The sequence below is a fragment of the Altererythrobacter lutimaris genome (assembly GCF_013371495.1).
Taxonomy (GTDB): Bacteria; Pseudomonadota; Alphaproteobacteria; order Sphingomonadales; family Sphingomonadaceae; genus Erythrobacter; species Erythrobacter lutimaris_A.
On the sequence record NZ_JABWTA010000001.1, the window covers coordinates 867,208 to 889,022 of the forward strand.

Annotated in this window: 21 protein-coding genes; 13 read left to right on the forward strand and 8 right to left on the reverse strand. The window is 58.0% G+C overall.

The window, feature by feature from the left end; genetic code table 11:
* Positions 1-29 precede the first annotated feature (29 nt).
* From HUO12_RS04175 to dapA, 4 genes are all read right to left on the reverse strand, one after another.
* On the reverse strand, positions 30-2,453 hold the full coding sequence (locus HUO12_RS04175; RefSeq protein WP_176274280.1) for a hybrid sensor histidine kinase/response regulator: 2,424 nt from the start codon (positions 2,451-2,453) through the stop codon (positions 30-32).
* Positions 2,454-2,491: 38 nt separating this feature from the next.
* Entirely contained in the window at positions 2,492-3,091 is a 600-nt protein-coding gene (locus tag HUO12_RS04180) for a DUF2062 domain-containing protein (RefSeq protein WP_232367303.1), read from the reverse strand.
* 194 nt (positions 3,092-3,285) lie between these two features.
* Positions 3,286-3,768 (reverse strand): SsrA-binding protein SmpB, encoded by a 483-nt coding sequence (gene smpB / locus HUO12_RS04185; protein ID WP_176272406.1) that lies wholly within the window; start codon positions 3,766-3,768, stop codon positions 3,286-3,288.
* 53 nt (positions 3,769-3,821) lie between these two features.
* Entirely contained in the window at positions 3,822-4,703 is an 882-nt protein-coding gene (gene dapA / locus HUO12_RS04190; RefSeq protein ID WP_176272407.1) for a 4-hydroxy-tetrahydrodipicolinate synthase, read from the reverse strand.
* A gap of 100 nt (positions 4,704-4,803) precedes the next feature.
* Between dapA and HUO12_RS04195 the strand changes: the two genes are divergently transcribed.
* From HUO12_RS04195 to HUO12_RS04235, 9 genes are all read left to right on the forward strand, one after another.
* Entirely contained in the window at positions 4,804-6,819 is a 2,016-nt protein-coding gene (locus HUO12_RS04195; protein ID WP_232367304.1) for a lytic transglycosylase domain-containing protein, read from the forward strand.
* A gap of 23 nt (positions 6,820-6,842) precedes the next feature.
* Positions 6,843-7,325, forward strand: coding sequence for a transcription elongation factor GreB (gene greB / locus HUO12_RS04200; protein WP_176272408.1), 483 nt, complete (start codon positions 6,843-6,845; stop codon positions 7,323-7,325).
* Positions 7,318-7,821, forward strand: a complete 504-nt coding sequence (locus HUO12_RS04205) for a hypothetical protein (protein WP_176272409.1) — start codon at positions 7,318-7,320, stop codon at positions 7,819-7,821. The genes greB and HUO12_RS04205 overlap by 8 nt, the downstream gene beginning before the upstream one ends.
* A gap of 37 nt (positions 7,822-7,858) precedes the next feature.
* Entirely contained in the window at positions 7,859-9,094 is a 1,236-nt protein-coding gene (gene rlmN, locus HUO12_RS04210; protein WP_176272410.1) for a 23S rRNA (adenine(2503)-C(2))-methyltransferase RlmN, read from the forward strand.
* On the forward strand, positions 9,091-9,732 hold the full coding sequence (locus tag HUO12_RS04215) for an MOSC domain-containing protein (protein WP_176272411.1): 642 nt from the start codon (positions 9,091-9,093) through the stop codon (positions 9,730-9,732). The genes rlmN and HUO12_RS04215 overlap by 4 nt, the downstream gene beginning before the upstream one ends.
* Positions 9,733-9,860: 128 nt before the next feature.
* Positions 9,861-10,238 carry a glycine zipper 2TM domain-containing protein gene (locus tag HUO12_RS04220; protein WP_176272412.1) on the forward strand — a complete coding sequence of 126 codons (378 nt, stop codon included), beginning with the start codon at positions 9,861-9,863 and terminating at the stop codon, positions 10,236-10,238.
* 107 nt (positions 10,239-10,345) lie between these two features.
* Positions 10,346-11,113 carry an SDR family oxidoreductase gene (locus HUO12_RS04225; RefSeq protein ID WP_176272413.1) on the forward strand — a complete coding sequence of 256 codons (768 nt, stop codon included), beginning with the start codon at positions 10,346-10,348 and terminating at the stop codon, positions 11,111-11,113.
* Between the two features lie 25 nt (positions 11,114-11,138).
* Positions 11,139-11,804, forward strand: coding sequence for a cytochrome b/b6 domain-containing protein (locus HUO12_RS04230; protein WP_176272414.1), 666 nt, complete (start codon positions 11,139-11,141; stop codon positions 11,802-11,804).
* The gene (locus HUO12_RS04235) at positions 11,801-12,541 is read left to right on the forward strand and encodes a molybdopterin-dependent oxidoreductase (RefSeq protein ID WP_176272415.1); all 741 of its coding nucleotides are present in this window, start codon (positions 11,801-11,803) and stop codon (positions 12,539-12,541) included. The genes HUO12_RS04230 and HUO12_RS04235 overlap by 4 nt, the downstream gene beginning before the upstream one ends.
* 3 nt (positions 12,542-12,544) lie before the next feature.
* Here the strand turns inward: HUO12_RS04235 and HUO12_RS04240 are convergent, their stop codons facing one another.
* Positions 12,545-12,985: a DUF1801 domain-containing protein gene (locus HUO12_RS04240; RefSeq protein WP_176272416.1), complete on the reverse strand. Its 441-nt coding sequence runs from the start codon at positions 12,983-12,985 to the stop codon at positions 12,545-12,547.
* Positions 12,986-13,071: 86 nt separating this feature from the next.
* On the opposite strand from HUO12_RS04240, the gene HUO12_RS04245 reads away from it, so the two are divergent.
* Both HUO12_RS04245 and HUO12_RS04250 read left to right on the forward strand, forming a co-directional pair.
* Positions 13,072-14,376, forward strand: a complete 1,305-nt coding sequence (locus HUO12_RS04245; protein ID WP_176272417.1) for an SAM-dependent methyltransferase — start codon at positions 13,072-13,074, stop codon at positions 14,374-14,376.
* Between the two features lie 52 nt (positions 14,377-14,428).
* Positions 14,429-15,673 carry a class I SAM-dependent methyltransferase gene (locus HUO12_RS04250; RefSeq protein WP_408609444.1) on the forward strand — a complete coding sequence of 415 codons (1,245 nt, stop codon included), beginning with the start codon at positions 14,429-14,431 and terminating at the stop codon, positions 15,671-15,673.
* Here the strand turns inward: HUO12_RS04250 and HUO12_RS04255 are convergent.
* The gene (locus HUO12_RS04255) at positions 15,670-17,133 is read right to left on the reverse strand and encodes an acyltransferase family protein (protein WP_176272419.1); all 1,464 of its coding nucleotides are present in this window, start codon (positions 17,131-17,133) and stop codon (positions 15,670-15,672) included. The genes HUO12_RS04250 and HUO12_RS04255 overlap by 4 nt on opposite strands.
* Before the next feature lie 56 nt (positions 17,134-17,189).
* On the opposite strand from HUO12_RS04255, the gene HUO12_RS04260 reads away from it, so the two are divergent.
* Both HUO12_RS04260 and HUO12_RS04265 read left to right on the forward strand, forming a co-directional pair.
* Entirely contained in the window at positions 17,190-18,410 is a 1,221-nt protein-coding gene (locus HUO12_RS04260) for an argininosuccinate synthase (RefSeq protein ID WP_176272420.1), read from the forward strand.
* 910 nt (positions 18,411-19,320) lie between these two features.
* Positions 19,321-19,878, forward strand: a complete 558-nt coding sequence (locus HUO12_RS04265) for a septal ring lytic transglycosylase RlpA family protein (protein ID WP_176272421.1) — start codon at positions 19,321-19,323, stop codon at positions 19,876-19,878.
* Positions 19,879-19,903: 25 nt separating this feature from the next.
* Here the strand turns inward: HUO12_RS04265 and HUO12_RS04270 are convergent, their stop codons facing one another.
* Both HUO12_RS04270 and HUO12_RS04275 read right to left on the reverse strand, forming a co-directional pair.
* Positions 19,904-20,587 (reverse strand): hypothetical protein, encoded by a 684-nt coding sequence (locus HUO12_RS04270; RefSeq protein ID WP_176272422.1) that lies wholly within the window; start codon positions 20,585-20,587, stop codon positions 19,904-19,906.
* A 329-nt stretch (positions 20,588-20,916) separates the two neighbouring features.
* Positions 20,917-21,639, reverse strand: coding sequence for a hypothetical protein (locus tag HUO12_RS04275; RefSeq protein ID WP_176272423.1), 723 nt, complete (start codon positions 21,637-21,639; stop codon positions 20,917-20,919).
* Positions 21,640-21,815: the final 176 nt, after the last annotated feature.

Genomic DNA, 21,815 nt, shown 5'->3' on the forward strand with positions numbered 1-21,815 from the left:
GTTCCGAAGTTGATCCCCAGCTGCGGATGTCACTCCAAGGCGGCAGATTCGCGCATGACTTCAGCGACTTTGTCGCCGATTTGCTGGACACTGAAGGGCTTCGGCATGAAGTGCATGTTGGGGATGTCGATGTCTTTGCGCAGCTGTTCTTCGGCATAGCCTGACATGAACAATACCGGGATATCTGGCTGAATCTCACGGATTGCCCGGGCCATGGCAGGTCCGTCCATCCCCGGCATCACGACATCGCTGACAATCAGATCAAACGCGCCACCCTTCTGGATTTCAGCAAGGCCAAGCTCCCCATCAGCGCAAGCGGTTACAGTATAGCCAGAGCGTGCGAGCGCGCGTTCTGCGACTGCGCGGACCATATCCTCATCTTCAACCAACAGTATTTTGCCGCCACCCGACCATTCGCGGGTCTTCTCTTTGCGAACCGGCTCCTTGGCGGCGGGTCGCTCTCCCTTGTTCACCGGGAAATAAAGCGTGAAGCGCGCACCCTTCACTCGGCCTGCATCATCTTCGGTATTTGTCACAAAGATAAAGCCGCCGGACTGCTTGACGATGCCGTAGACAGTCGAAAGGCCGAGCCCCGTGCCCTTGCCTTGCTCTTTGGTGGTAAAGAATGGCTCAAAAAGTTTCGACAGTGCCTGAGGCGGTATGCCTCCGCCATCATCCTCGACGACAAGCATGGTGTAATCGGCAGTCGGCAGGATTTCCGAGCCCATTTGTTCGACTTCACCGGCGCGGACACGATGTGTTGAAAGTGCGATCCGCCCTTCCCCGTTTCCGCGCGACTGAATGGCATCGCGAGCATTGACCGCCAGGTTCATGATGACCTGCTCCAGCTGCTGAGGGTCAGCCCGAACCGCACCAAGGTCGCGGTCATGCTTTACATCGTAAGCGATCTTCTCGCCGATGAGACGCTTGATGAGCGGGCCAACTTCGCTGACCACATCCGGCAATTGGATAATCTCTGGCCGCAAAGTCTGCTGGCGCGAGAACGCGAGCAATTGCCGTGTGAGGGCGGCAGCGCGGTTGGAGTTATTCTTGACCTGCTGAATATCATCATAGTCACTATCGCCCGGCGTATGGCGAAGCAGCATCAAGTCGCACGTTCCGATTATGGCCGTCAGCACATTATTGAAATCGTGCGCAACACCGCCGGCAAGTTGTCCCACCGCTTGCATTTTGGTTGCTTGAGCGACCTGCCGCTTGAGCTGCGTCTCCTCGCTTGAATCAGCAAGAATGAGCAGCACCGCGGCTTCACCCAAGCCGCGTACACCCGCGAGACCCAAGGAAACCGGCTCGTCCGGACGGCTGGCGAGACGCACTGCCATATTCCCGCTTGTCGCCGGGCCGCGTCCGTGCCTGCGCACAGCATCTGACAAAGCGGCCTTATCTTCGCGTACCACAATATCTGTCGGGAATGGCGGCATGCCGCGATTCTCGCGATCGATCGACCGCAGGAATGCCGTGTTGCCAAACAGAAAGCGACCATCACGGTCCGTCATTGCGAGGCCAAGCGGCAATTGACTAAGCAATGCTTCGAGCTGAGCAACACCTGCCTGCGACCCTCCGTCCCAGCTGCCGCCAATTCCAACCCCGGTATCGACCAGAAGCATCAGCGATTGCCCCTGATCAGGGCTCGTTGAGTTTTCGCCGGCGGGTGTTTCCAGCGGCACATGGATCAATGTTTGCGGTGTGCCTGACTGACCTTCACGAGCAAAGAATATGCGATCCCGGTCATCTGAGCGAAGGAAAGACACAAAGTCCTGGCCTGCAAGCGTCGCATTCGCGTCTCCAGCTGCGCGCTCAGCAAATCCGGCACTGACATTACGCACCAGGCCATCAGGAGACGTCACAGCAGCCTCGATACCAGCGCGAGACAACATCGCACCAAATGGCCCTGCAACATCATACTGGATCAACTCAGCTGCCAGCGCCGTCACTACAGGCTTGAGCCTCCACAGCAGATATTCTTCTGCTTGCCCCACGCGCTCGGACACCACATTCCAGACTTGCTCACCTGATGATTGCGCGGTTCCAGAATCAAGCTGAAGTTGGTCTGCTTCAGCCTTGCCGTCACGCCGCGCTTCCCGGGCTAGCCGCATGAGTGCTTCGCTTGCCTCTCGGCCTTGCGACAATCCCGTAGGCGCAAGTGCTGCGCCGAACGCTTCGACATAGGCGGTATTGGCGCAAACCAGGCGGTTGGCTCTGTCTGTAATCGCAATAGCAATGCCAGGCAGTTCCATCGCAGCAAGGGTAACAGACCAGTCAGCGCTTGCTTCAACATCTAGTGCCGGGATGTTCCGCATCCGCTCCAGCGCAAATGCAACAAGGCTCAGAATGACGAGGCCCGCTCCGAATGACAGGAGGAGAACGATGTTCTCGCTCACTGTCCAAAGAGCGCCAAGACTGAGAATGAAAGCAAGGCCCAAGCCTGCAATCATCAACCGTGATCCAGTATCGCTATCGCTGTAAGCGATGCTCACGAGTTGCTTGCCCCCATTTGCTCATCGAGCCTCTCATCGAGCCGCGCTTCCATTTTGCGCAGCTCGCTAGCTCTCTTGCGAGCGACCATTACCCGCCATACCGCGCTTGAAATCACATAACCGCATGCAGCGGAAACGACAGCTAGCACGACGAAGCCGAATGCTGTCACACCGGCAAGCTCGAAGAATGTGGCAAGCCAACCGCTATCCTCAGCCAATTGACCGGCCGCGCCCGCGCCCATCGTCTCGTCGATGTTGAGCGTAAGCTCACCCACGTTCTTCGCAACAACCACCCAGCCAGGCAAAGTGAACGGATTAGTAACAAACGTCACAAGCGCTGCGAGCGGCATATTGGCGCGCGCAGGAAGGGCAAGAAAGGCAGCGAGGAAAATCTGCCCGATCGGGACGATGAAAGCTGCGAAAAGCCCAAGGGCAACCCCGCGCGGTACAGAGCGACGCGTGAAGCGCCATAACTCAGGCGACAAAAAACGATGCGCGATCGGCGCGAGATACTTGTTTCGCGCCATCTCTTCGCGCGAGGGCATATATTTGCGGATTGTGTCCGCTGCCCATGTCTTTGATCGCTTCTTTGTCATTACACTTAAGTCGTTACGCGGCTCAGGCCTTGCTCTCCCGCCATCGTTTTCGCAAGGGCCGAGATGAGTTGAATGGATCGATTTTCGGTGAAATGACCACCGTCTTCGTCAGACCTAACACATGGGCATGACCGAGCGGTGAATCAAACTGAGGAATTCGAACAAAATCGCGCTCAGTCGAAGACGCTTGTGCTTCAACCCTTCTCGCGCATGAGCCGCGCCTTATCGCGCTTCCAGTCGCGCTCTTTGATCGACTGACGTTTGTCGTGAGCTTGCTTGCCCTTTGCCAGCGCTAGCTCCACCTTCGCTCTTCCCGTCTTGTTGAAATAAATCGACATAGGAATAAGCGTCATGCCCTTACGCTCAACAGCACCGAGAAGGCGATTGATCTCGCGGGTATGAAGCAACAATTTTCGTGGACGCCTCGGCTCGTGATTCTGACGGTTCCCGTGGCTGTATTCAGGAATGTTGGCGTTGATCAGCCAGACCTCGCCGTCCTTCACTTCGGCATAGCTTTCAGCAATCGTGGCTTCACCCGCTCTCAGGGCTTTCACTTCGGTGCCTTGCAAAGCGAGCCCCGCTTCAAACTTGTCTTCGATGGCATAGTCGAACCGCGCGCGGCGATTTTCCGCAACGGTTTTAGTCTTATCAAAGGTCGAAGGTTTGGGGCGTGCCATGATGCGGTTGCATCTAGGCACTGCGCTCACGAATTGAAAGTATGAAGACTTGGTCAGATCAAGCCGGCATGCTCCAGCGCTTCATCCACTTGACGGCGTGCTTCCTCGCTTGCGCTGACCAGCGGCAAGCGCACTTCAGGTCCGATATAATCACACACTCTGCTCAGAGCGTATTTGACGGGCGCGGGACTAGCATCGGAGAACATGGCGTAGTGCAAGGGAAACAGTCGGTCGTTGAGTTCACGCGCTTTCTTCAAATCATTCGCTGCGATTGCCGCATGAAACTCTGCGCACAAAGCCGGAGCCACATTGGCTGTTACGGAGATCGCTCCCTTCCCGCCTGCTGCGGAGTGCGGAAGCCATAGCTCGTCATTCCCGGAAAGCTGACAGAAATCCCGGCCGATACCCATCCGGTGATCAGCAACACGCGACAGGTCTCCGCTTGCGTCCTTGATCGCGATGATCCGGTCCGGATGCTTCTTGACGAGCGCAACGACTGTATCATCTTCGATATCGGTCACGGTCCGGCTCGGCACGTTGTAGAGGACTATCGGCAAGTCCGAATGCTCAGCCAGATAGCTGAAATGCGCCATCAAGCCTGCCTGGCTCGGGCGGTTGTAATAAGGCGCAACACACAGCCCTGCAGCTGCTCCAGCTTTCTTTGAGAAATTCATATGCAGCAAGGCGTTCTGCGTATCGTTTGAGCCGCATCCGGCGATTACCGGGACCCTGCCTGCGGCTTGTTCGATACACACTTCGATGACGCGATGATGCTCGGCATTGGAAAGCGTTGAAGCTTCCCCAGTTGTGCCGCATGGGACCAATGCAGCACTGCCTTGCTCGATCTGCCAGTCCACCAATTTGCGGAAAGCCGCTTCGTCGAACTTGCCGGCGCTGAATGGAGTGACCAAAGCAGGGATCGAACCGCTAAACATCGCGAGTTTCCTTAGTTTTGCCCGAAATTGAGCGTAATTGTGGAACAGTTGAGCGCACCGTTCACTTTATTCACGCGCTGATAAGGAGAATCTGACTAATATGTCCAGCATGGACAGCATCTTCCGTTCGCTAGGCGATCCGAAAAATTCAAAGCTGCGCAACGCAGCATCACTCCTCATTATCGGAGCATGCGGCGCCAGTTTGCTTGCGTTTACCCTGCCTGCAACTGCGCATTCGCCGTCATTGTCCGAGCAGGCTCGCGGCAGCCTCGTAGCGAAACAGCCGAGCGGAATTACGCAAGCGATCGCGCGCTGGGAATTCCTGACCGAGCCGCGTAACACGGAAATGGGTTTTGATGCCTATGCTGGATTTGCACTCAAATATCCGGAGTTCCCGCGCTCGAATATTATCCGTCTGCGTGCGGAAAATGCACTCGACAATGATAGTCCGTCTTCGGAAGAGCTGGTCGGTTACTTTGACCGCCATCCTCCGCTTACCAATCCTGCCAAAGCTCGATATGCCCTCGCCCTAGCAGCGCTCCAGCGATCCGAAGCGGTAGACGTAGCGCGCGACGCCTGGCGTGGCGGCGAGATGAGCGGTCCATCAGAAGCCTATCTTTTTGGATCTTATGGAAGCCAACTCTCTAGCGCTGACCATGACGCCCGGATGGACGCGTTGCTGTGGCAAGGCCAACAGGAAGCGGCAAACCGCCAAATCGCCTATGTGTCTCCTGAGAAGCGCAACATGTTTATGGCGCGTCTCGCTCTTATCGAAGGAAAAACGCCTTCATCTGCGGGACTGACCGTACCTGAAGGCGCTTGGGCCGATCCTGGCTATGTCTACAATTTGTCGCGCTATTACCGCACATCCGGCCAAGTGCCTGCAGCGGTGAACCTGCTTGCCAACCGCTCTCCTTTTAATGAGCCAGTGCTCGATCCGGAAGACATGGTCGGCGAGATGCTGCGCGTGGCAAAGGCTGCAAGCGCAAGCTCTGCAGTTCGGATCGCGAGCAACGTCGATGATCTGTTCGCACCCGGCTTCGATGTTTCGAGCGGGTCATTTACACTCCGCGATCGTTACACCGATCTGATGTGGCTTGGCGGGACCAAGGCCCTCTGGGAGATGAAAGATGGCGCGAAAGCTTCGCCGCTCTTCTACCGATATGGACTAGGCGCCAAGACTCCGCTGACCCGGTCCAAAGGCTTCTTCTGGGCAGGACGGGCAGCACGTCAGGCTGGCTTCGAAGCCAAGGCGATAGAGTATTTCGAGCAAGCTGCCGACTTCCCGCAATACTATTATGGCCAACTCGCTCTGTTCGAGATGGGCAAGCCGATGCCTGCTTTTGCAGACTTGCCGCAAGTGACTGTGTCGCCGGAAATGCGCGCCGAGTTCAACGCGCGCTCCGATGTCAAAGCCCTGCGCGCCATGGCGAAAGATCGCCGTGCTTGGCAGACCGAGCGGCGCTTTTTTGAAGCCATCGCTGATACAGCTGACACACCGGAAGAGATGACACTCGTGGCGCAGCTCGCAGCTGAAACTGGCCTCAAGGAATTCGAAGTTGTCGCTGGCATGGTCTCAGGCGAGCATCAGCTGGAGAGTTTTGAGCGGCTCGGCTTTCCCACGGTCGATACTCCGCCCGGGACCGACTGGACGATGGTCCACGCCATCGCGCGGCAGGAAAGCGAATTCGATCGCAATCGCCGTAGCCACGCCAATGCGATCGGGATGATGCAGCTCCTTCGCAGCACAGCTCGCGAGGAGGCCGGCATTCTCGGCATTCAGTATATGAGCGCGAGCCTGACGGAAGATCCGCAGTACAATATCCGGCTCGGTGACGCGCATTTCGCCCGCCGGATGGACCTTTATGGCGGCGCATATCCGCTCGCGATTGCATCTTACAATGCAGGCCCGGGGCGTGTGCGGCAGTGGATCCGCCTGAATGGTGATCCACGCAGGGATGACATCGATTGGGTCGAGTGGATCGAGAAAATCCCGGCAAATTTCGAGACGCGATATTACGTTATGCGCGTGCTCGGAAACGCTGTGACCTACAGTCACATGTATCCCGAGAAAGCGGGCACGCCTCGCACCATCGATACCTTTCTGCGCAGGTAATTCGCTGATAGGATTGCGCTATAATGGCGAACTTGGATGGTCCTCCGATCACGGCCGAAGGCATGGCCGCGCTGAAGGCGCGCTATGACCATTTGTTCGGCAAAGAGCGTCCGGAGATTGTCGAAATCGTCAGCTGGGCTGCGGGCAACGGGGACCGTAGCGAGAATGGCGACTATCTCTATGGCCGCAAGCGCATGCGCGGAATTGACCGCGAACTGGCCCATCTTTCCAAGCGGATGAAGAAGCTTCGCGTCGTCAATCCCGCTGAGCAGCCTGATAAATCGCGCATATTCTTTGGCGCAACAGTGACGCTGGCCGACGAAGACGATAATGAGCGCACTGTGGTCCTCGTCGGTGATGATGAGCAGGATGCGGGCAAAGGCCTGATCGGGTGGAGCTCTCCGATGGCACGGGCGCTGCGCGGAGCGGAAGTCGGTGATGTGCGAACAGTGAGATTGCCAAGCGGCGAAAAGGAATGGGAAGTGGTTGCGATCAGCTATGCGTAAATCTGCGATAGCCTTGGCCCTTGTGACCGCTGCGACGGCCCTGCCCCTCGCCGCCAAGCAAGACCTCGGCGTGTTTGGGAATTGGGCCGCGTTCCGCGATCCTGAAACACCGCGATGCTACGCGATTGCGAAAGCCAACGCGCCGGTGCTCGAGAGCGAGAAATATCGCGATTATGAGCCCTATGCGAGCGTCGGGACCTGGCCAGCTGAAGGCGTGCGCAACCAGCTGCATTTTCGGTTGTCCCGCCAGATAAGGCAGAACTCGCGCGTTACGCTCATCATCGGCAGGAAATCCTGGGCGCTACGCGGTGGCGGCGGCGATGCCTGGACGCGCGATCAGTCGCAGGACGCTGCGGTATTAGCTGCAATGCGTTCTGCTACCCGCATGACCGTACGCGGGACTGACGCTCGAGGCAGGCTCTTCACAAACCGCTATAGCCTGCAAGGTGCAGCAACCGCGATAGACGCCGCGCAATTGGGCTGCGCATCGCGCTAGCCAAACCGCGCTTCGGGCACTATATGCCCCGTCGATCATGGCAGATACGTCCCTCATGTCGATCCCCGGTCCGGTGGATCCCGTCCCCGTCGCGCGTGATATCACGCCGCGCGCGGATGGTCGCGTCGACTTGATGGGCCTACCCAAAGCACGAATTCGCGAGCTGTTTGCAGACGCTGGCCTCGATCCTAAACAAGCCAAGCTCCGCTCAAAACAGGTTTACCACTGGATCTACCATCGCGGTGCATCTGAGTTCAGCGCGATGACCGATATCTCCAAAACGATGCGACCTTGGCTTGAAGAGCGTTTTGTCATTGCTCGGCCTGAAGTCGTCGAAGCCCAGCACTCGACTGACGGCACACGTAAATGGTTGCTTCGCACGGCAGATGGCCATGATTTCGAGATGGTCTTCATTCCCGATGCCGATCGCGGGACCTTGTGCGTCTCTAGCCAAGTCGGTTGCACGCTCAATTGCCGCTTCTGTCACACAGGCACGATGCGGCTCGTGCGTAATCTCACGCCCGGCGAGATCGTCGGTCAGGTCATGCTGGCGCGCGATGCCTTGGGCGAGTGGCCGAAGGGCAAGATGGACTTCAGCGATGATGCCGATGAGAGCGAATACCGCGCTGACGGCCGTCTGCTCACCAACATCGTGATGATGGGCATGGGCGAGCCGCTCTACAATTTCGACAATGTGCGCGATGCATTGAACCTCGTGATGGACGGCGAAGGTCTCGCTTTGTCGAAGCGTCGTATTACGCTTTCGACGAGCGGTGTCGTGCCGATGATGGAGCGCTGCGGCGAGGAGATCGGCGTCAATCTCGCTGTATCCCTGCATGCTGTGACCAAAGACATTCGCGACGAGATCGTCCCACTCAACAAGAAGTACGGCATTGAGGAACTGCTTGAAGCTTGTGCTGCTTATCCCGGCGCCAGCAATGCGCGCAGGATTACGTTCGAATATGTGATGCTCAAGGACAAGAATGACAGCGACGAGCATGCGCATGAACTTGTCCGCCTGATCCGCGAGCACAAGCTGCCTGCGAAGGTCAATCTTATCCCCTTCAACCCCTGGCCCGGATCAGCTTATGAGTGCTCCACGCCAGAGCGTATCCGCAGCTTCTCGAACATCGTATTCGAAGGCGGGATCAGCGCGCCAGTACGCACGCCGCGCGGTCGCGATATTGACGCAGCTTGCGGGCAATTGAAGACAGCTGCGGAAAAGAAAAGCCGCGCTCAATTGGACCGTGAAGCGGCAGAAGCCGCCGGATGAACTGGACTATCGAAGCGATCTGCACCGGAAAGGCTGTTCCCTTTAACGGCGCTGAGAAGAGCGCATTCGCAAAACAACCGCAGCCCGGCCCGCTAAAGATCAATGCCGAAGGTTTCGAGATTGACGAGCAAGCCGATCGCAAGGTGCATGGCGGGCCTGAAATGGCAGTACATCTCTACCCGCTTGACCACCACGAGTTCTGGCTCGGCGCACTCATGGGACATGAATTGCTGGATGAGCCGGGCGCATTTGGCAGCAACCTTGTAGTACGAGGCATCGATGAAACCCAAGTGCATATTGGCGACCGGTTTCGTCTCGGCAGAGCGCTCTTGGAGATCAGCCAGGCACGCCAGCCATGCTGGAAGATCGAGCACCGTTTCCAGCGCAAGGGCATGGTCGCCATGATCATCGATACTGCAAAGTCCGGTTGGTATTTCAGAGTAGTGGAAAAGGGCATTGCCGAAGCTGGCGATGCGCTCGAACTGGTTGAGATCGGCCATGAAGGATGGACCGTAGAGCGCGCGTTCAAGACTCTCTTCTCACCTAGCTCGTCCAAAGAAGAGCTCGCGGAGCTATCGCAGCTAGAGCGCCTGAGCCCAGGCCACAAAGCGCGCGCCGCCAAGCGCGCAGGCCTCTGAATTCAACACTACAGCGCAAAATTGAAGCGTTTGATCCTTAATGGGTCGGAAACCGAGGCTGTTCAGCTTCGATTGCCAGCTATCCATGCAATAACGCAATCGACATATCACCGAGGGAGGAACCTCCGATGAAAAAGATTGCTCTTGCTATCGCTGCTGCGACGCTCACCATCCCTGCTGCACCGGCTCTGGCTGACCCGCCAGCACACGCCCCTGCGCACGGCAAGCGCGCAAAGGACCGTGCTGCGATCTATGGCGCGGATGGGTACTATCTGGAGCCGCGCAAGATCACGCGCGCGAGCTATATGTGGCGCGGCAAAGACGGAAAGCTCTATTGCAAACGCGATAACGGCACGACCGGCCTGGTCATCGGAGCGGGTGTTGGCATACTCGTCGGCATTGAGCTGGCTGGCCGAGGCGACAAGACATTGGGCGCGATCCTTGGCGGAGCTGCCGGTGCAATCATCGGCCGCGAGATTGATCGCGGCAGTCTGAAGTGCCGCTAGTTCAGTAAGTACAGGCGTAGAGGCATAGGCCGTGAATCTTGTAGGATTCGCGGCCTTTTCATTCCTACACGCTTTTCTTTCAGGCATTTATATGATTGGGTAAGTTAATGAGCTTGCCTGCTGTCCTGATTACCGGAGGCGCCGTCCGTATCGGCGCTGCAATGGCGCGGCGTTTTGCAGAGGCAGGCTGGCACGTCGTCATTCACTATCGCAGTTCAAGCGAAGAAGCAGACGCACTTGCCACCGCCCTTCCCTCCGCTGAAACCATCGGATGCGATCTCAATGATGGCGACGCTGCCGTCGCGATGGTTGAAACGCTCGCGACAAAGCTTCCCAATTGGGCCGCGCTGATCAACTCAGCATCGGTCTTCAACTATGACGGTGTAACCGAGCTCGATCCCGCCACGAACCGGGAAGCGATGCAAGTCAACGCCGTCACCCCTGCGCGCATGGCGCAAGCTTATCTTGCGAAGGCCTCAGCAGAGAAAGGGCGCCGGGTCATTCACATCACCGATCAGAAGCTGGAAAATTCCAATCCGGACTTCTTCAGCTACACGATGAGCAAACATGCGCTCGATGCCACAATCGCGATGCTGGCTTTTGGGCACAGTGACAGCAGCGACCGCATTTATGGACTTGCGCCGGGCGCCATTCTCGCAAGTCACGATCAGACCGAAGACGAGATTGAACTCTCGCACAAGCTAAACCCGCTGAAACGCAAAACGGGCGCGGATGAGATTGCGGAGGCCGCATTATTCCTCGCGACGGGCAATCTGCGCAGCGGCGAGACGCTCTACATCGACAGTGGGCAGCATCTGCTCAATCAGAAACGAGATGTCATCTATCTGGCAAGGGAGATGGCAGGACAGACTTAGTTGAACCACTTGGACGGGAGGGTTCATGAAGAAGCACGCACTATCAACCAGACTTTGGCACTGGATCAATTTTATCAGCCTTGTGATATTGTTCATGAGCGGGCTGAACATCTCCAACGGGCATAGACGCCTTTATTGGGGTGATTACGGCTTCGCGGCAGCGGACGCATGGCTCACCGTGCCTCGCTTCCCCGGATGGATGACGATCCCTGATTATTACAGCCTTGCGCAGGCGCGCGATTGGCACATCCTAGCTGCTTGGCCATTTGCCTTAGCGCTGCTCTTCATGTGGATCGCAATGCTTGTGAACCGCCACTTCTGGCGAGACCTGCGGACGACGCGCCGCGAATGGAGTGCTTCGGCGATTTGGGAGGACATCGTTCAGCACGTCAAACTCAATTTCGAGCATGACGGTGAATCCAAGTTCAACTTTCTGCAGAAGCTGTCTTACGGCGTTGTACTCGGCATCTTCTTGCCGATGATGGTGTTTACCGGCCTTGCGATCAGCCCCGGTTTTGAGCCGGCTGCTCCATGGCTCGTTGATATTCTCGGCGGGAGGCAAAGCGCGCGGTCGCTTCACTTCATCTTCGCATTCGCGACATTCGCATTCTTCGTTGTGCACATCGCGCTGGTGCTGCTCAATAAACCCGTACGCCACGTGTGGGACATGATTTCAGGAGGCAAGGCATGAAGCGTAGAGCTGCCCTGGCGGGGATCGCCGCCCTTTTCACCGGAGCTTGCTCCAAAATTGCAGACAGCAAGACCGGTTCCGCGCTGATGGATGCGGCTGAGAACTGGCACATGAAAGCGCATCGCGCGCTTGCAAACAGGCAAGCGCTCGCCCGCGAGTATGCACCGGAAGATCGTTCACCCACTTTCCGCGCAAACGGGTCGCGCACCGTCGATACTGACTATTATCGCGAGCAGCTGACCAATCGGTTTGCTGACTGGACGCTGGAGGTTCGCGGACTGGTTCGCACGCCATTGTCACTGTCGATGGAGGAACTGCGCGCCCTTCCCCAACGCACTCAGATCACGCGGCATGATTGTGTGGAAGGTTGGAGCGCGATTGGCGAATGGACCGGGCCACAACTCTCCCTGCTGCTTGACCAAGCGGGATTGATGGAGGAAGCCAATTTCATAGTCTTCCGCTGCGCAGATAATCTCAACGGTGATGACTATTACGAGAGCGTCGATATGGTCGATGCCTATCACCCGCAGACCATCGTCGCGCACAAACTCAATGGCGAGGACATTCCCGAAGGCAATGGCGCGCCGCTGCGCATGCGGATCGAACGACAGCTAGGGTACAAGCATCCCAAATATCTGACTGCGATCGAAGCGGTCGCAAGCCTGGATGATATCGGCGCGGGCAAAGGCGGCTATTGGGAAGACCGCGCGGATTACCAATGGTATGCGGGGATATAAGGATCAGTCTTCCGGATAGATCCGGTTCATCGCTTCCCAGTCTGCGGCGATCAACTGTTCCAGCACGCCCATCTCCACATCAGCGAGCTTGTTGATGTAAAGGCAACTTTTGCCGGTCTTGTACTTGCCTAGCTTTGCGAGCAGCTCATCGCGCCGCTTGGCTGCGATATCATCGCAATAGCCTCCCATAAGGTAAAGCGAGTGCTTTGCTTTGCGAGGACTGAAACCAGCGCGCATCCAATGCACATCGCGCCCGCTCGCATAAGTTGTGCGGTATTGACCGTATCCGATGATGGTCGGTCCCCACATTTGCGGCTTCGCACCAGTGACCTTCCGAAACAAAGCGTCGATTTGCTTTGCTTCTTCGCGTTTTGCTTCCGGTTCTACTCCCGCGATGAAATCAGCCGGATCGACGTCAGTAATCTGTGTCTTTGCCTCTGCCATTCGTCACCTCCCTCACTCACGCATTGACAGGCTAGCGCCATCAACGCAGTCTGTCATCTGGAGCTGTTGGAGGGATAAGCAAAGCTATGTGGTTGCTTGACAAGTTTCTGAAAAAAGTCATTCGCGACGGCCAACTGGTGGTCACCGATCACGACGGCAAGCGATACGAATACGGGACGCCTTCCGCAGACCAGGATCAGCCGCTTCATATAAAGCTTACAAATCCCAAGGCAGCAAACCATATTGCGCGATATCCGCAATTGGGTGCTGGCGAAGCGTTCATGTGGCAATGGCTGGTTATCGAAGAGCCGCACGATATCCGCGACATGATCCTGTTTGTGACCATGAACACGAAACGGATTGGCGACAGCGCGATCCAGTCGCAAGGCACTTTCAGCAAATTCGCTCAGAAGACCATCGCCAAGCTCGACGGGATCAATCTGCGATCAAGCGCGCGCAAGAACGCCGAATTCACTTACAACCTCACGCGTGAGCTCTACGAACGGTTCCTCGATGAAGATCGCCAATACACCATGGCTTATTACCGCGAGGATCCGGAGAACACCTCGCTCGAACAAGCGCAGATGGACAAGAAGGCGCACATCGCCGCGAAGCTCTACATGCAGCCCGGCCAGACGGAAGGCATGCGTGTGCTAGACATTGGCTGCGGATGGGGCGGCTTCGCGATGTATCTGCACGAGATGTACGGGGTCGAAGTGCTTGGCGTCGCGCTTGCACCCGACCAGATCAAGTTCTGTCAGGAGCGCGCGGAAGCCGCTGGCGTTGCTGACAAGGTCAAGTTCGAGCTGATGGACTATCGCGATGTTCAAGGAACGTTCGACCGCATCGCTTCCGTCGGCGTGCTCGAACATGTCGGCACAGTCCACTACCCGCAATTTTACGAGCACACGAACCGGCTTCTGACCGATCAGGGCGTAATGGTGAGCCATTGCTGCGGGCGTACCGGTCCTCCGGGCTTTACCGATGCATGGACGCGCAAATACATCTTCCCGGGCGGCTACATCCCGGCGCTTTCCGAACTCGTGACCGAAAGCGAGAAAAATGGCTGGCAAGTGATGGACGTGGAAGCCATGCGCTTCCATTATTCGCACACGCTTGAGGAGTGGTACAACCGAACAGTCATGCACCGCGACGAGATCACGGAAATGTATGACGACACATTCTACCGGATGTGGCTATTCTACCTCGCGGGCGCTGAGCAAAGCTTCCGCCACGGGACCATGGTCAACTGGCAAGTCCAATATGTGAAGGATCGTGCCGCCATTCCCATGACGCGTGAGTACATGGAAATCGAAGAGGCGCGGCTTCGCTCTGTAGGCAAAATTCCAAGCTGGCGGTTTGATCCGGCGCTTAAGGAAGCGGCGGAGTAACTATCCACCCACTTACACGAATAGGGCACGAGAGACCCCCAAAGGTGCCGTTTTGAGTAATGCGCTAATCGATCGGTTTTTGAGTTCAGTGGTCAAGCATGGCCGCTTGACCATAGCCATGCCATCTGGCGCGACGCACCAGCTTGGCGCGCCGACCGAAGGCTATCCCGAAGTCGCCATTCGCCTCACCGACAACAAGGTCGCGCGCGATATCCTGCTCGACCCGCGTCTGGGCGCAGGCGAGGCGTACATGGATGGTCGCATCGTCATCGAGCAAGGCGATGTGATGAGCCTCGTCCAGCTTGTGCGGATGAACAAGCCGTATGAGCGTGGAGGAGAATTGAGAAGCCCCTCCCCTTGGCGCAGGTTTCGTGACCGTGCAAAGTTCCTTGCAGGTCAGGTTAACGAAGCTCGCTCGTCCAAGCGAAATGTCGCGCATCACTATGACATCGGCAACGAGCTCTACAAGCTCATGCTCGATCCCGAGCACATGCAATATAGCTGCGCCTATTGGCCCCGCGATGAGATGACACTAGCCGAAGCGCAAGAAGCCAAGCTTGCGCATATCGCGGCCAAGCTTGCTCTGTCGGACGGACAGCGGGTGCTCGATATCGGCTGCGGATGGGGCGGCATGGCGATCTACCTCGCCAAGCATTTCGACGTGAGTGTGACCGGCATCACGCTATCGGAGGAGCAGCTCGCCCTCGCAAGAGAGCGCGCTGACGAAGCGGGCGTATCGGACCGCGTTTCATTTCAGTTGGTCGACTATCGCGATCTGGCCAAACATGGAGAGCAGTTCGACCGGATCGTCTCGGTTGGCATGTTCGAGCATGTCGGGAGACCGCAATTCGAGGAGTTTTTCCGCTCCTGCTACAACCTGCTGGCCGATGACGGAGTCATGCTGCTCCACACGATCGGGCGCTTTGGCGGGCCGGGCAAGACCGATGCCTTCACGAGCAAGTACATCTTTCCCGGCGGCTATATCCCTGCTCTGTCAGAGACGCTTGCGGCTAGCGAGAAGTACCGCTTGATCCACACCGATATTGAAACGCTTCGGCTCCACTACGCCAAGACTCTGCGCAAATGGTACAAGCTTTGCGAAGCCAACAAGGACGCGATCATCGAAATGATGGACGAACGCTTTTATCGCATGTGGACGTTCTATCTCGCCGGTGCGACTGCCGCGTTTGAAAGCGGCGGCATGGGCAATTACCAGATCCAGTTCGCAAAGAACCGCCACGCTTTGCCAATCACGCGCGATTATATAGGCGAGGTCGAGAATAAGCTGCTGGCTTAGGCAGCCTCGACCGGCGTTCGTTTGAACCAACCGTAGACTGGTCCAAATCCCATCAAGGCCGCGCCAACAAATGGCAAAGCAACAACCCAGAGCCTGACGCCCGTAAGGCCTTCGGGGCTTGCGATACTGATAGCTGCCGTCATCGCTAGGCCAATGCAGATCGCCAGCACACCGAAAACCACGCGCAGCTTGGGCACGGTGCGCCCTCCCCTGATTGGACCAAACACGCGCTCGGCCCGCGCAAAGATGGCAATCATCGGCAACAGCGCGAGCATATAGACCGCGATCCACACAGGCCGCGTCCACCACCATTCGGCTGTGCCGGGATACATCTCCAATCCAATCCCGCCAGCAAGCCAAGCCAGCACCATGACGAGCACAAATGCTGTCAGGTGCCAGAGATAGACCGTCATGATCATCCCGTTCATCAGCACAGTCGCAGTCCAGAGCGTGAGATTGTCGAGCAGCTTGCGTCCCCAAGGCTCCAGCGCGAGCACAAGCCCGGTCTGCGTCACACCGAGCGCCAACAAGGCGATCGTCGGAGGCATGGAGTTCGTGATCTGCGCGCCCGGCACGCCGATCATCGCAATGGGATAAGGGCCGTAGACCGTCAGCCCGACAAGCGCCGCCAATCCCAGTATAAACAGGCCGAGCGCTTTACCCTGCTCAAGCCTGCCATCCTGCCAAGCATAGCCAAGCTGATGAATAGCGACCCAGACAAACAGGAAGTTGATGAAATTGATGTAAGGCAAGCCTTGCGCAAGCGTTAGCCAGTCAACAGCCGTCGCTAAAAGAACCAGTGCCAAGAAGCTGCCCCAGCCAAACCGTTTCCATGCTTTCAGACTGAGCGGCGTGATCGCTGTGACCAGCAGATAGACCGCCAAAAACCATACGGGCACCAACGCCAACTGCGTCGCCATCTTCACATTGTCGCGGTCCATCCCCGCCATGGTCATTGCAAAGGCGAAACCCGCCCACAGCAAGAGAACCGGAAAAACGGGTGTAATGAGCCGCTGAACGCGATTCGCAAACCAGTCGCGGTAGAGGCCCTTCCGGCCCGGCTCTGCCTTGCGCAATTGCGCGCTCCAACTGACGCCATTGGAATAGCCGCCGACCAGGAAGAAGATCGGCATCACTTGAAAGCCCCAGGTCAGCCACTGCGACCATGGCAATATGCCGAGCAAGTGTCCGCCCTGCACCGCGCCTGCTTCGTTAATATAAGGCGCAGCGACAAGCCAATGGCCGAAGACAACTGCAAGGATCGACAAGGCTCGCAGGAAATCAACCCAGCGATTGCGCTCAGGCGGCGCCATTTGCGCCATCTCCTGCGCTTGGCCCCAAAGCCCGCGCTTGCGGACGCTCTGCTCACTAATCGTCGTTCTCCCTCCGACAGCTTCGCCAGAATATTGGAAGCCTGTGTCCGTTCTGCAAGCAATTCCGCGCTCTTGCCCCTTCCCCATTGCCCGTTCCCCTTGGTGCTGTTAGCGGGTGCAACAATTCTTTCAGGAACCGTTTCATGTCTCAAATCAAACGCGTCGTTCTCGCCTATTCGGGCGGCCTTGATACCTCGGTCATCGCCAAATGGCTCGAAGTGGAGCGAGGCCTTGAAGTGGTCACCTTCACCGCTGACTTGGGCCAAGGTGAAGAGATCGAACCGGCTCGCGAGAAAGCTCGCGCCATGGGCATTCCTGACAAACACATCTTCATCGAAGACCTGCGAGAGGAATTTGTGCGCGACTTCGTATTCCCGATGTTCCGCGCAAATGCCCGCTATGAGGGCGACTACCTGCTCGGCACATCAATCGCACGTCCGCTTATCTCCAAGCGTCTGGTCGAGATCGCGCATGAAACCGGCGCAGACGCCATTGCTCACGGCGCAACGGGCAAAGGCAACGATCAGGTCCGCTTCGAGCTTTCCGCATACGCTCTCGATCCAGACATCCAGGTCATCGCTCCATGGCGCGAGTGGGATTTGAACAGCCGCACGGCGCTTATCGAATGGGCCGAGGCGCATCAGATCATGGTGCCAAAGGACAAGCGCGGCGACAGCCCGTTCTCGACCGATGCGAATCTCCTGCACACCTCCTCTGAAGGCAAGGTGCTGGAAGATCCGTGGGAAGAGACGCCGGACTATGTCTATTCGCGCACAGTCAATCCCGAGGATGCGCCCAACGAGCCTGAATACATCACCATCGATTTCGAACGCGGCGATGGTGTTGCGCTTAACGGCGAAGCGATGAGCCCAGCGACCTTGCTCACGGCGCTAAATGATCTCGGCAATAAGCACGGCATTGGTCGGCTTGATCTGGTCGAGAACCGCTTCGTCGGCATGAAGTCGCGCGGCATGTATGAAACACCGGGCGGTACGATCTACGCTGTCGCCCATCGCGGGATTGAGCAGATCACGCTCGATCGCGGCGCGGCCCATCTGAAAGACGAGCTGATGCCGAAATATGCAGAGCTCATTTACAATGGCTTCTGGTTCGCGCCTGAACGCGAGATGCTCCAAGCAGCGATCGATCACAGCCGGGATAAAGTCACCGGCACGGTCCGGCTGAAGCTCTACAAAGGCAATACAATCCTGGTTGGACGCAAGAGCCCCAACTCCCTCTATTCCGAAGCGCATGTGACGTTCGAGGATGATGCAGGCGCGTATGACCAGCATGATGCGGAAGGGTTCATCAAGCTTAATGCACTGCGCCTCAAGCTTCTCGGGAAACGCGATCGGTCAAACTGAGCGAGTCGCTCGAGTCGGAATTGAGGCCTTTGGCGAGCGATTCCAGGCCACGTGCAGCGCCTGCCCCACAAAAGTTCCCGGTTCCAGAGTGCTTTTGCGCCGAGTGGTTGAGTTATCCACTCGCGTCCACAAGCGATCTTGCCAAAAGTGGAAAAGTAACGAGCTAACGACTTGCGCAAAATGCGATTCGGGCGCAGTCTCTAAACATCGAAAGGGAGCAAACCTCCAACGAAATCTGGCTCTAACGAGTTGAATTTCAGGAGAATTTTTCAAACTTTCGATACAGTGGTGACTGTCCACGCGCTGTTCGAGAACTCTCATGAGTAAGGCTCACGCCAGACGCAAGAGAGATCGTTTGAGAAGAGAGCGAGCTGATCTACTGTTAAGATCGGAAACCCGGTCAGCAATCGATGGAAGGATCAGGGGCTTCAGCCGCAGGTTCAGCCGCTTGAGAATGCAGACCAATATGGGGGAACGGTCTCGGTACCGCCGGAAAGCGGGTGCGGCAGGAAAGGACTTCGGTCTGGAACGGCAAGCACCGTGGGAAGACGGAACCGGATGCCGGTGCGAGCGCCGGTGAAAAACCCGCCGACTTGTCGGAGGGAAAGACATCGGGCGCCAAGCGCTTCAGGAAAGAAAGCATCTTCGGATGTGGACGGACAGGAAGACCACGCGCTGGTGAGAGTGGGGTCGGTAGCAATACCGGCCCCATTTGCTTTTGTGCTTTGGCTCGCGATGACCTTTACGTGCTCACAAGACATCATGCACCCGCCCTAGCCCCTTTGCAGCCCAGTAGGAAACTGCAGCTGATCGCAACCGCTCGTCAGCTTTGCGCCATGTTGCCCGCTACATCCGGCAATCCGAGCCGCAAGTTTGCACCCGTTAATCCAGCTCGGCTATGAGACGCCCGATGGAGAGGGGTCTTCACACAAGCACACGCCGATGGCTCGGAGCTGGTCTTGCTGCGCTTTGCCTCGCCGGCACCGCGCTCGCCCAGGACGCAAGCGAAGACCGCGAGTTTGATACCGCCACTGTGGACGACATCGCAGAGGCGGCAGACTTTGCCGAAGCCTTCGAAGCGTTTGCCGAAGACCCTCCGCTTTATCAGCCCGGCGATGCCGACCACGCGGTAGACCTTACGCAAATCGAGCCTGAGCGCGGCCCTCGAATAGTCAGGGATCTCGGCACAGGCACAGCGAGCTTCTACGGTAAGCGCTTCCATGGCCGCACTACGGCCAATGGCGAGCGCTTCGACATGCACGCCATGACCGCCGCACACCGCACTCTGCCCTTTGGCAGCAAGGTCCGCGTCACCAACCCCCGCAATGGCAAGCAAGTGATCGTGCGCATCAACGATCGCGGTCCATTCGCCAAAGGCCGCGCGATTGACTTGAGCCGCGCCGCTGCCGAGGAGATCGGGATGATCCGCCGCGGGCATGCAAGGGTCGAGATGGAGCTCGTCGAGTAAGGATGCCGCGCTGCTGCGACTGTCCCTAAACAGGCCGCTGAATAACCTCGTAAGTGATCGTCACCGTCTCGCTCGCGCATTGCGAGACTTGCACATCGCCGAGCCTTACTTCCTCGCCGCCATCTTCGCCGATCAGCACATGGGAGAAGCGCTGCCCGACGCGGCAGCCTGGCAGGCTCGCAGCGATCTGGACTGTGCCCGGCCCACTGCGATCCTTCGGAGGCGTGTAGCTGACGGTATCGACATATTTGACCATTACCAGGTCGCCGACCTTGGCCTTCCCTCCGCCGCTTCCCCCGGCGCTGGTTGTCGCCGTGCTCGCCCGCATCCGCTGTGAGCTCGCCTTCTCATCATCCTTCGCCAAAGTGACCGCCTTGTGCTGGCGTTTTCCCGTGGCGCGGCCCGTTGCCGCATCGCGCGTGCCTTCGCGGATGCTTTCCGGAGCCATCCAGCGCACGGGCGCGACTGTCTTGCTGCCCTTCGCGTCTGAGACCGTCGCGTCTTCGAGCCGTATCGTGTAGTAATGCTGCTCTGTGCCGGACGCAGCTTCGCCCTTCGCTGTGAAGCCGATGTCCTCGGTCTCAACCCCGTCTCCGGCCGGCTTGCTCTCCCCGTCGATATCGGGGATTTTGAGATAGCCTGCCGCGCTCGCCGGAACCGCCAACGCCATCGCGGCAGCACTCGCTGCCCATATCTTCACCCACGCCATGTCCGTTCTCCCAAATTCGTCTTGCAAGGAGGATCCTCGCACGCGACCCGGACCATTTTGTGGCGAGCACTCTATTCAGAAAACCTCAACCCAAGCCGAATGGAGTGTTGTTTCGGTCCCTGGGTACGGCAGTCAGCGCACGACCGTGCCTTCTCCGACTGGCCAAGCCACCCGCTCCCTCCACCCTTCCACCCGGATAGTGTCCCGGTAGGCTCCGGGTGGAAGGGTGGAGGGAGCGGGTGGCAACGGTCCTCAATCCTGCACATGTTGGATACGCATGTTACACAGTCCTAGGGACAAAACGCGCATCCGGTGCTGAGCATACCTTTTCACCACGCCTCATAGTCCCAATCCGCCGGAGGGCCGATCAGCCACCACTCATCCTCGCCCGCTTCAAACGCGAGCAATTGGTCAGAGCGCAAATCATCGACGCCGTAATCCTCCACCGCAAGCTCCTCGAGCGTCGGAGAGTCCGCAGGCCGCGCCCGCTCCATCCGCGCACACCGCTCTTCGCAAGAGAGGTTCTCCACGTCCTCCTGTGGCGGAGCATCCCCGCCCTCACCCGCATCAATCTCGCCCGCAATGTCCTCGTCCGAAGACCCCGCGCGCGCTTCACCAAGCTCCGGCGGCAAAGTCCCGTGCGCTTCGAAATGCGCGAGCACGCTGTCAAAGTCCGCCGCGGCCTCTGCCAGATTGCGATCCTCGGCCTTGGCATCGAGCCGCGCCAGATGCGCGAGCAGCAGCCGGGCATCGTAGCGGGTGCGGGTCGCAACCTCCTCGCCGTGGTAAAAGACAGTCTCCTCCACCCCGTTGAGGGCCCGGTCCGCCAGCACTTCTTCGGCATGCGCGCGCGCGACGACAAGCGCCGCTTCCCACCCGGAGGCAAAGTGCGGGCACTGCCGCCGCCAGCGGTATGCGGTCATGGGGGTGATAGCGATCGCGCGGCACGCCGAGCGGACATTGCCGGTGAGCGAAAGCCGCTCGAGGAAGCGTGCTTTCTTCTGGGAATTGTCTCGGGTCTGGTCGAGAGGGACTGGGACGAGGTGTGTCATGCTGCACCTCCGTTGCTGGCTGGAGATGCAACGGCGAGCGACCAGCGAGCCGCAAGGGCGAGCGACCAGCGAGCCGCAAGGGCGACTGCCCGCCCGAGCTTTTGCGAGGAAGCCAAGCGGCGCGGATGCGCCGCGCCCGGCGCTTGAGGGTCAAAACAAATAGATTGGGTCATGTT

Bases quoted from the DNA above. Each gene is read 5' to 3' on its own strand.
- HUO12_RS04230 (WP_176272414.1), top strand. From the start codon at position 11,139: ATGAAGAAGCACGCACTATCAACCAGACTTTGGCACTGGATCAATTTT.
- HUO12_RS04275 (WP_176272423.1), bottom strand. From the start codon at position 21,639: ATGACACACCTCGTCCCAGTCCCTCTCGACCAGACCCGAGACAATTCC.
- HUO12_RS04260 (WP_176272420.1), top strand. From the start codon at position 17,190: ATGTCTCAAATCAAACGCGTCGTTCTCGCCTATTCGGGCGGCCTTGAT.
- HUO12_RS04245 (WP_176272417.1), top strand. From the start codon at position 13,072: ATGTGGTTGCTTGACAAGTTTCTGAAAAAAGTCATTCGCGACGGCCAA.
- rlmN (WP_176272410.1), top strand. From the start codon at position 7,859: ATGGCAGATACGTCCCTCATGTCGATCCCCGGTCCGGTGGATCCCGTC.
- HUO12_RS04240 (WP_176272416.1), bottom strand. From the start codon at position 12,985: ATGGCAGAGGCAAAGACACAGATTACTGACGTCGATCCGGCTGATTTC.
- HUO12_RS04265 (WP_176272421.1), top strand. From the start codon at position 19,321: ATGGAGAGGGGTCTTCACACAAGCACACGCCGATGGCTCGGAGCTGGT.
- HUO12_RS04220 (WP_176272412.1), top strand. From the start codon at position 9,861: ATGAAAAAGATTGCTCTTGCTATCGCTGCTGCGACGCTCACCATCCCT.
- smpB (WP_176272406.1), bottom strand. From the start codon at position 3,768: ATGGCACGCCCCAAACCTTCGACCTTTGATAAGACTAAAACCGTTGCG.
- HUO12_RS04270 (WP_176272422.1), bottom strand. From the start codon at position 20,587: ATGGCGTGGGTGAAGATATGGGCAGCGAGTGCTGCCGCGATGGCGTTG.
- HUO12_RS04215 (WP_176272411.1), top strand. From the start codon at position 9,091: ATGAACTGGACTATCGAAGCGATCTGCACCGGAAAGGCTGTTCCCTTT.
- dapA (WP_176272407.1), bottom strand. From the start codon at position 4,703: ATGTTTAGCGGTTCGATCCCTGCTTTGGTCACTCCATTCAGCGCCGGC.
- HUO12_RS04235 (WP_176272415.1), top strand. From the start codon at position 11,801: ATGAAGCGTAGAGCTGCCCTGGCGGGGATCGCCGCCCTTTTCACCGGA.
- HUO12_RS04255 (WP_176272419.1), bottom strand. From the start codon at position 17,133: ATGGGGAAGGGGCAAGAGCGCGGAATTGCTTGCAGAACGGACACAGGC.
- HUO12_RS04180 (WP_232367303.1), bottom strand. From the start codon at position 3,091: ATGACAAAGAAGCGATCAAAGACATGGGCAGCGGACACAATCCGCAAA.
- HUO12_RS04175 (WP_176274280.1), bottom strand. From the start codon at position 2,453: ATGATTGCAGGCTTGGGCCTTGCTTTCATTCTCAGTCTTGGCGCTCTT.
- HUO12_RS04205 (WP_176272409.1), top strand. From the start codon at position 7,318: ATGCGTAAATCTGCGATAGCCTTGGCCCTTGTGACCGCTGCGACGGCC.
- greB (WP_176272408.1), top strand. From the start codon at position 6,843: ATGGCGAACTTGGATGGTCCTCCGATCACGGCCGAAGGCATGGCCGCG.
- HUO12_RS04195 (WP_232367304.1), top strand. From the start codon at position 4,804: ATGTCCAGCATGGACAGCATCTTCCGTTCGCTAGGCGATCCGAAAAAT.
- HUO12_RS04225 (WP_176272413.1), top strand. From the start codon at position 10,346: ATGAGCTTGCCTGCTGTCCTGATTACCGGAGGCGCCGTCCGTATCGGC.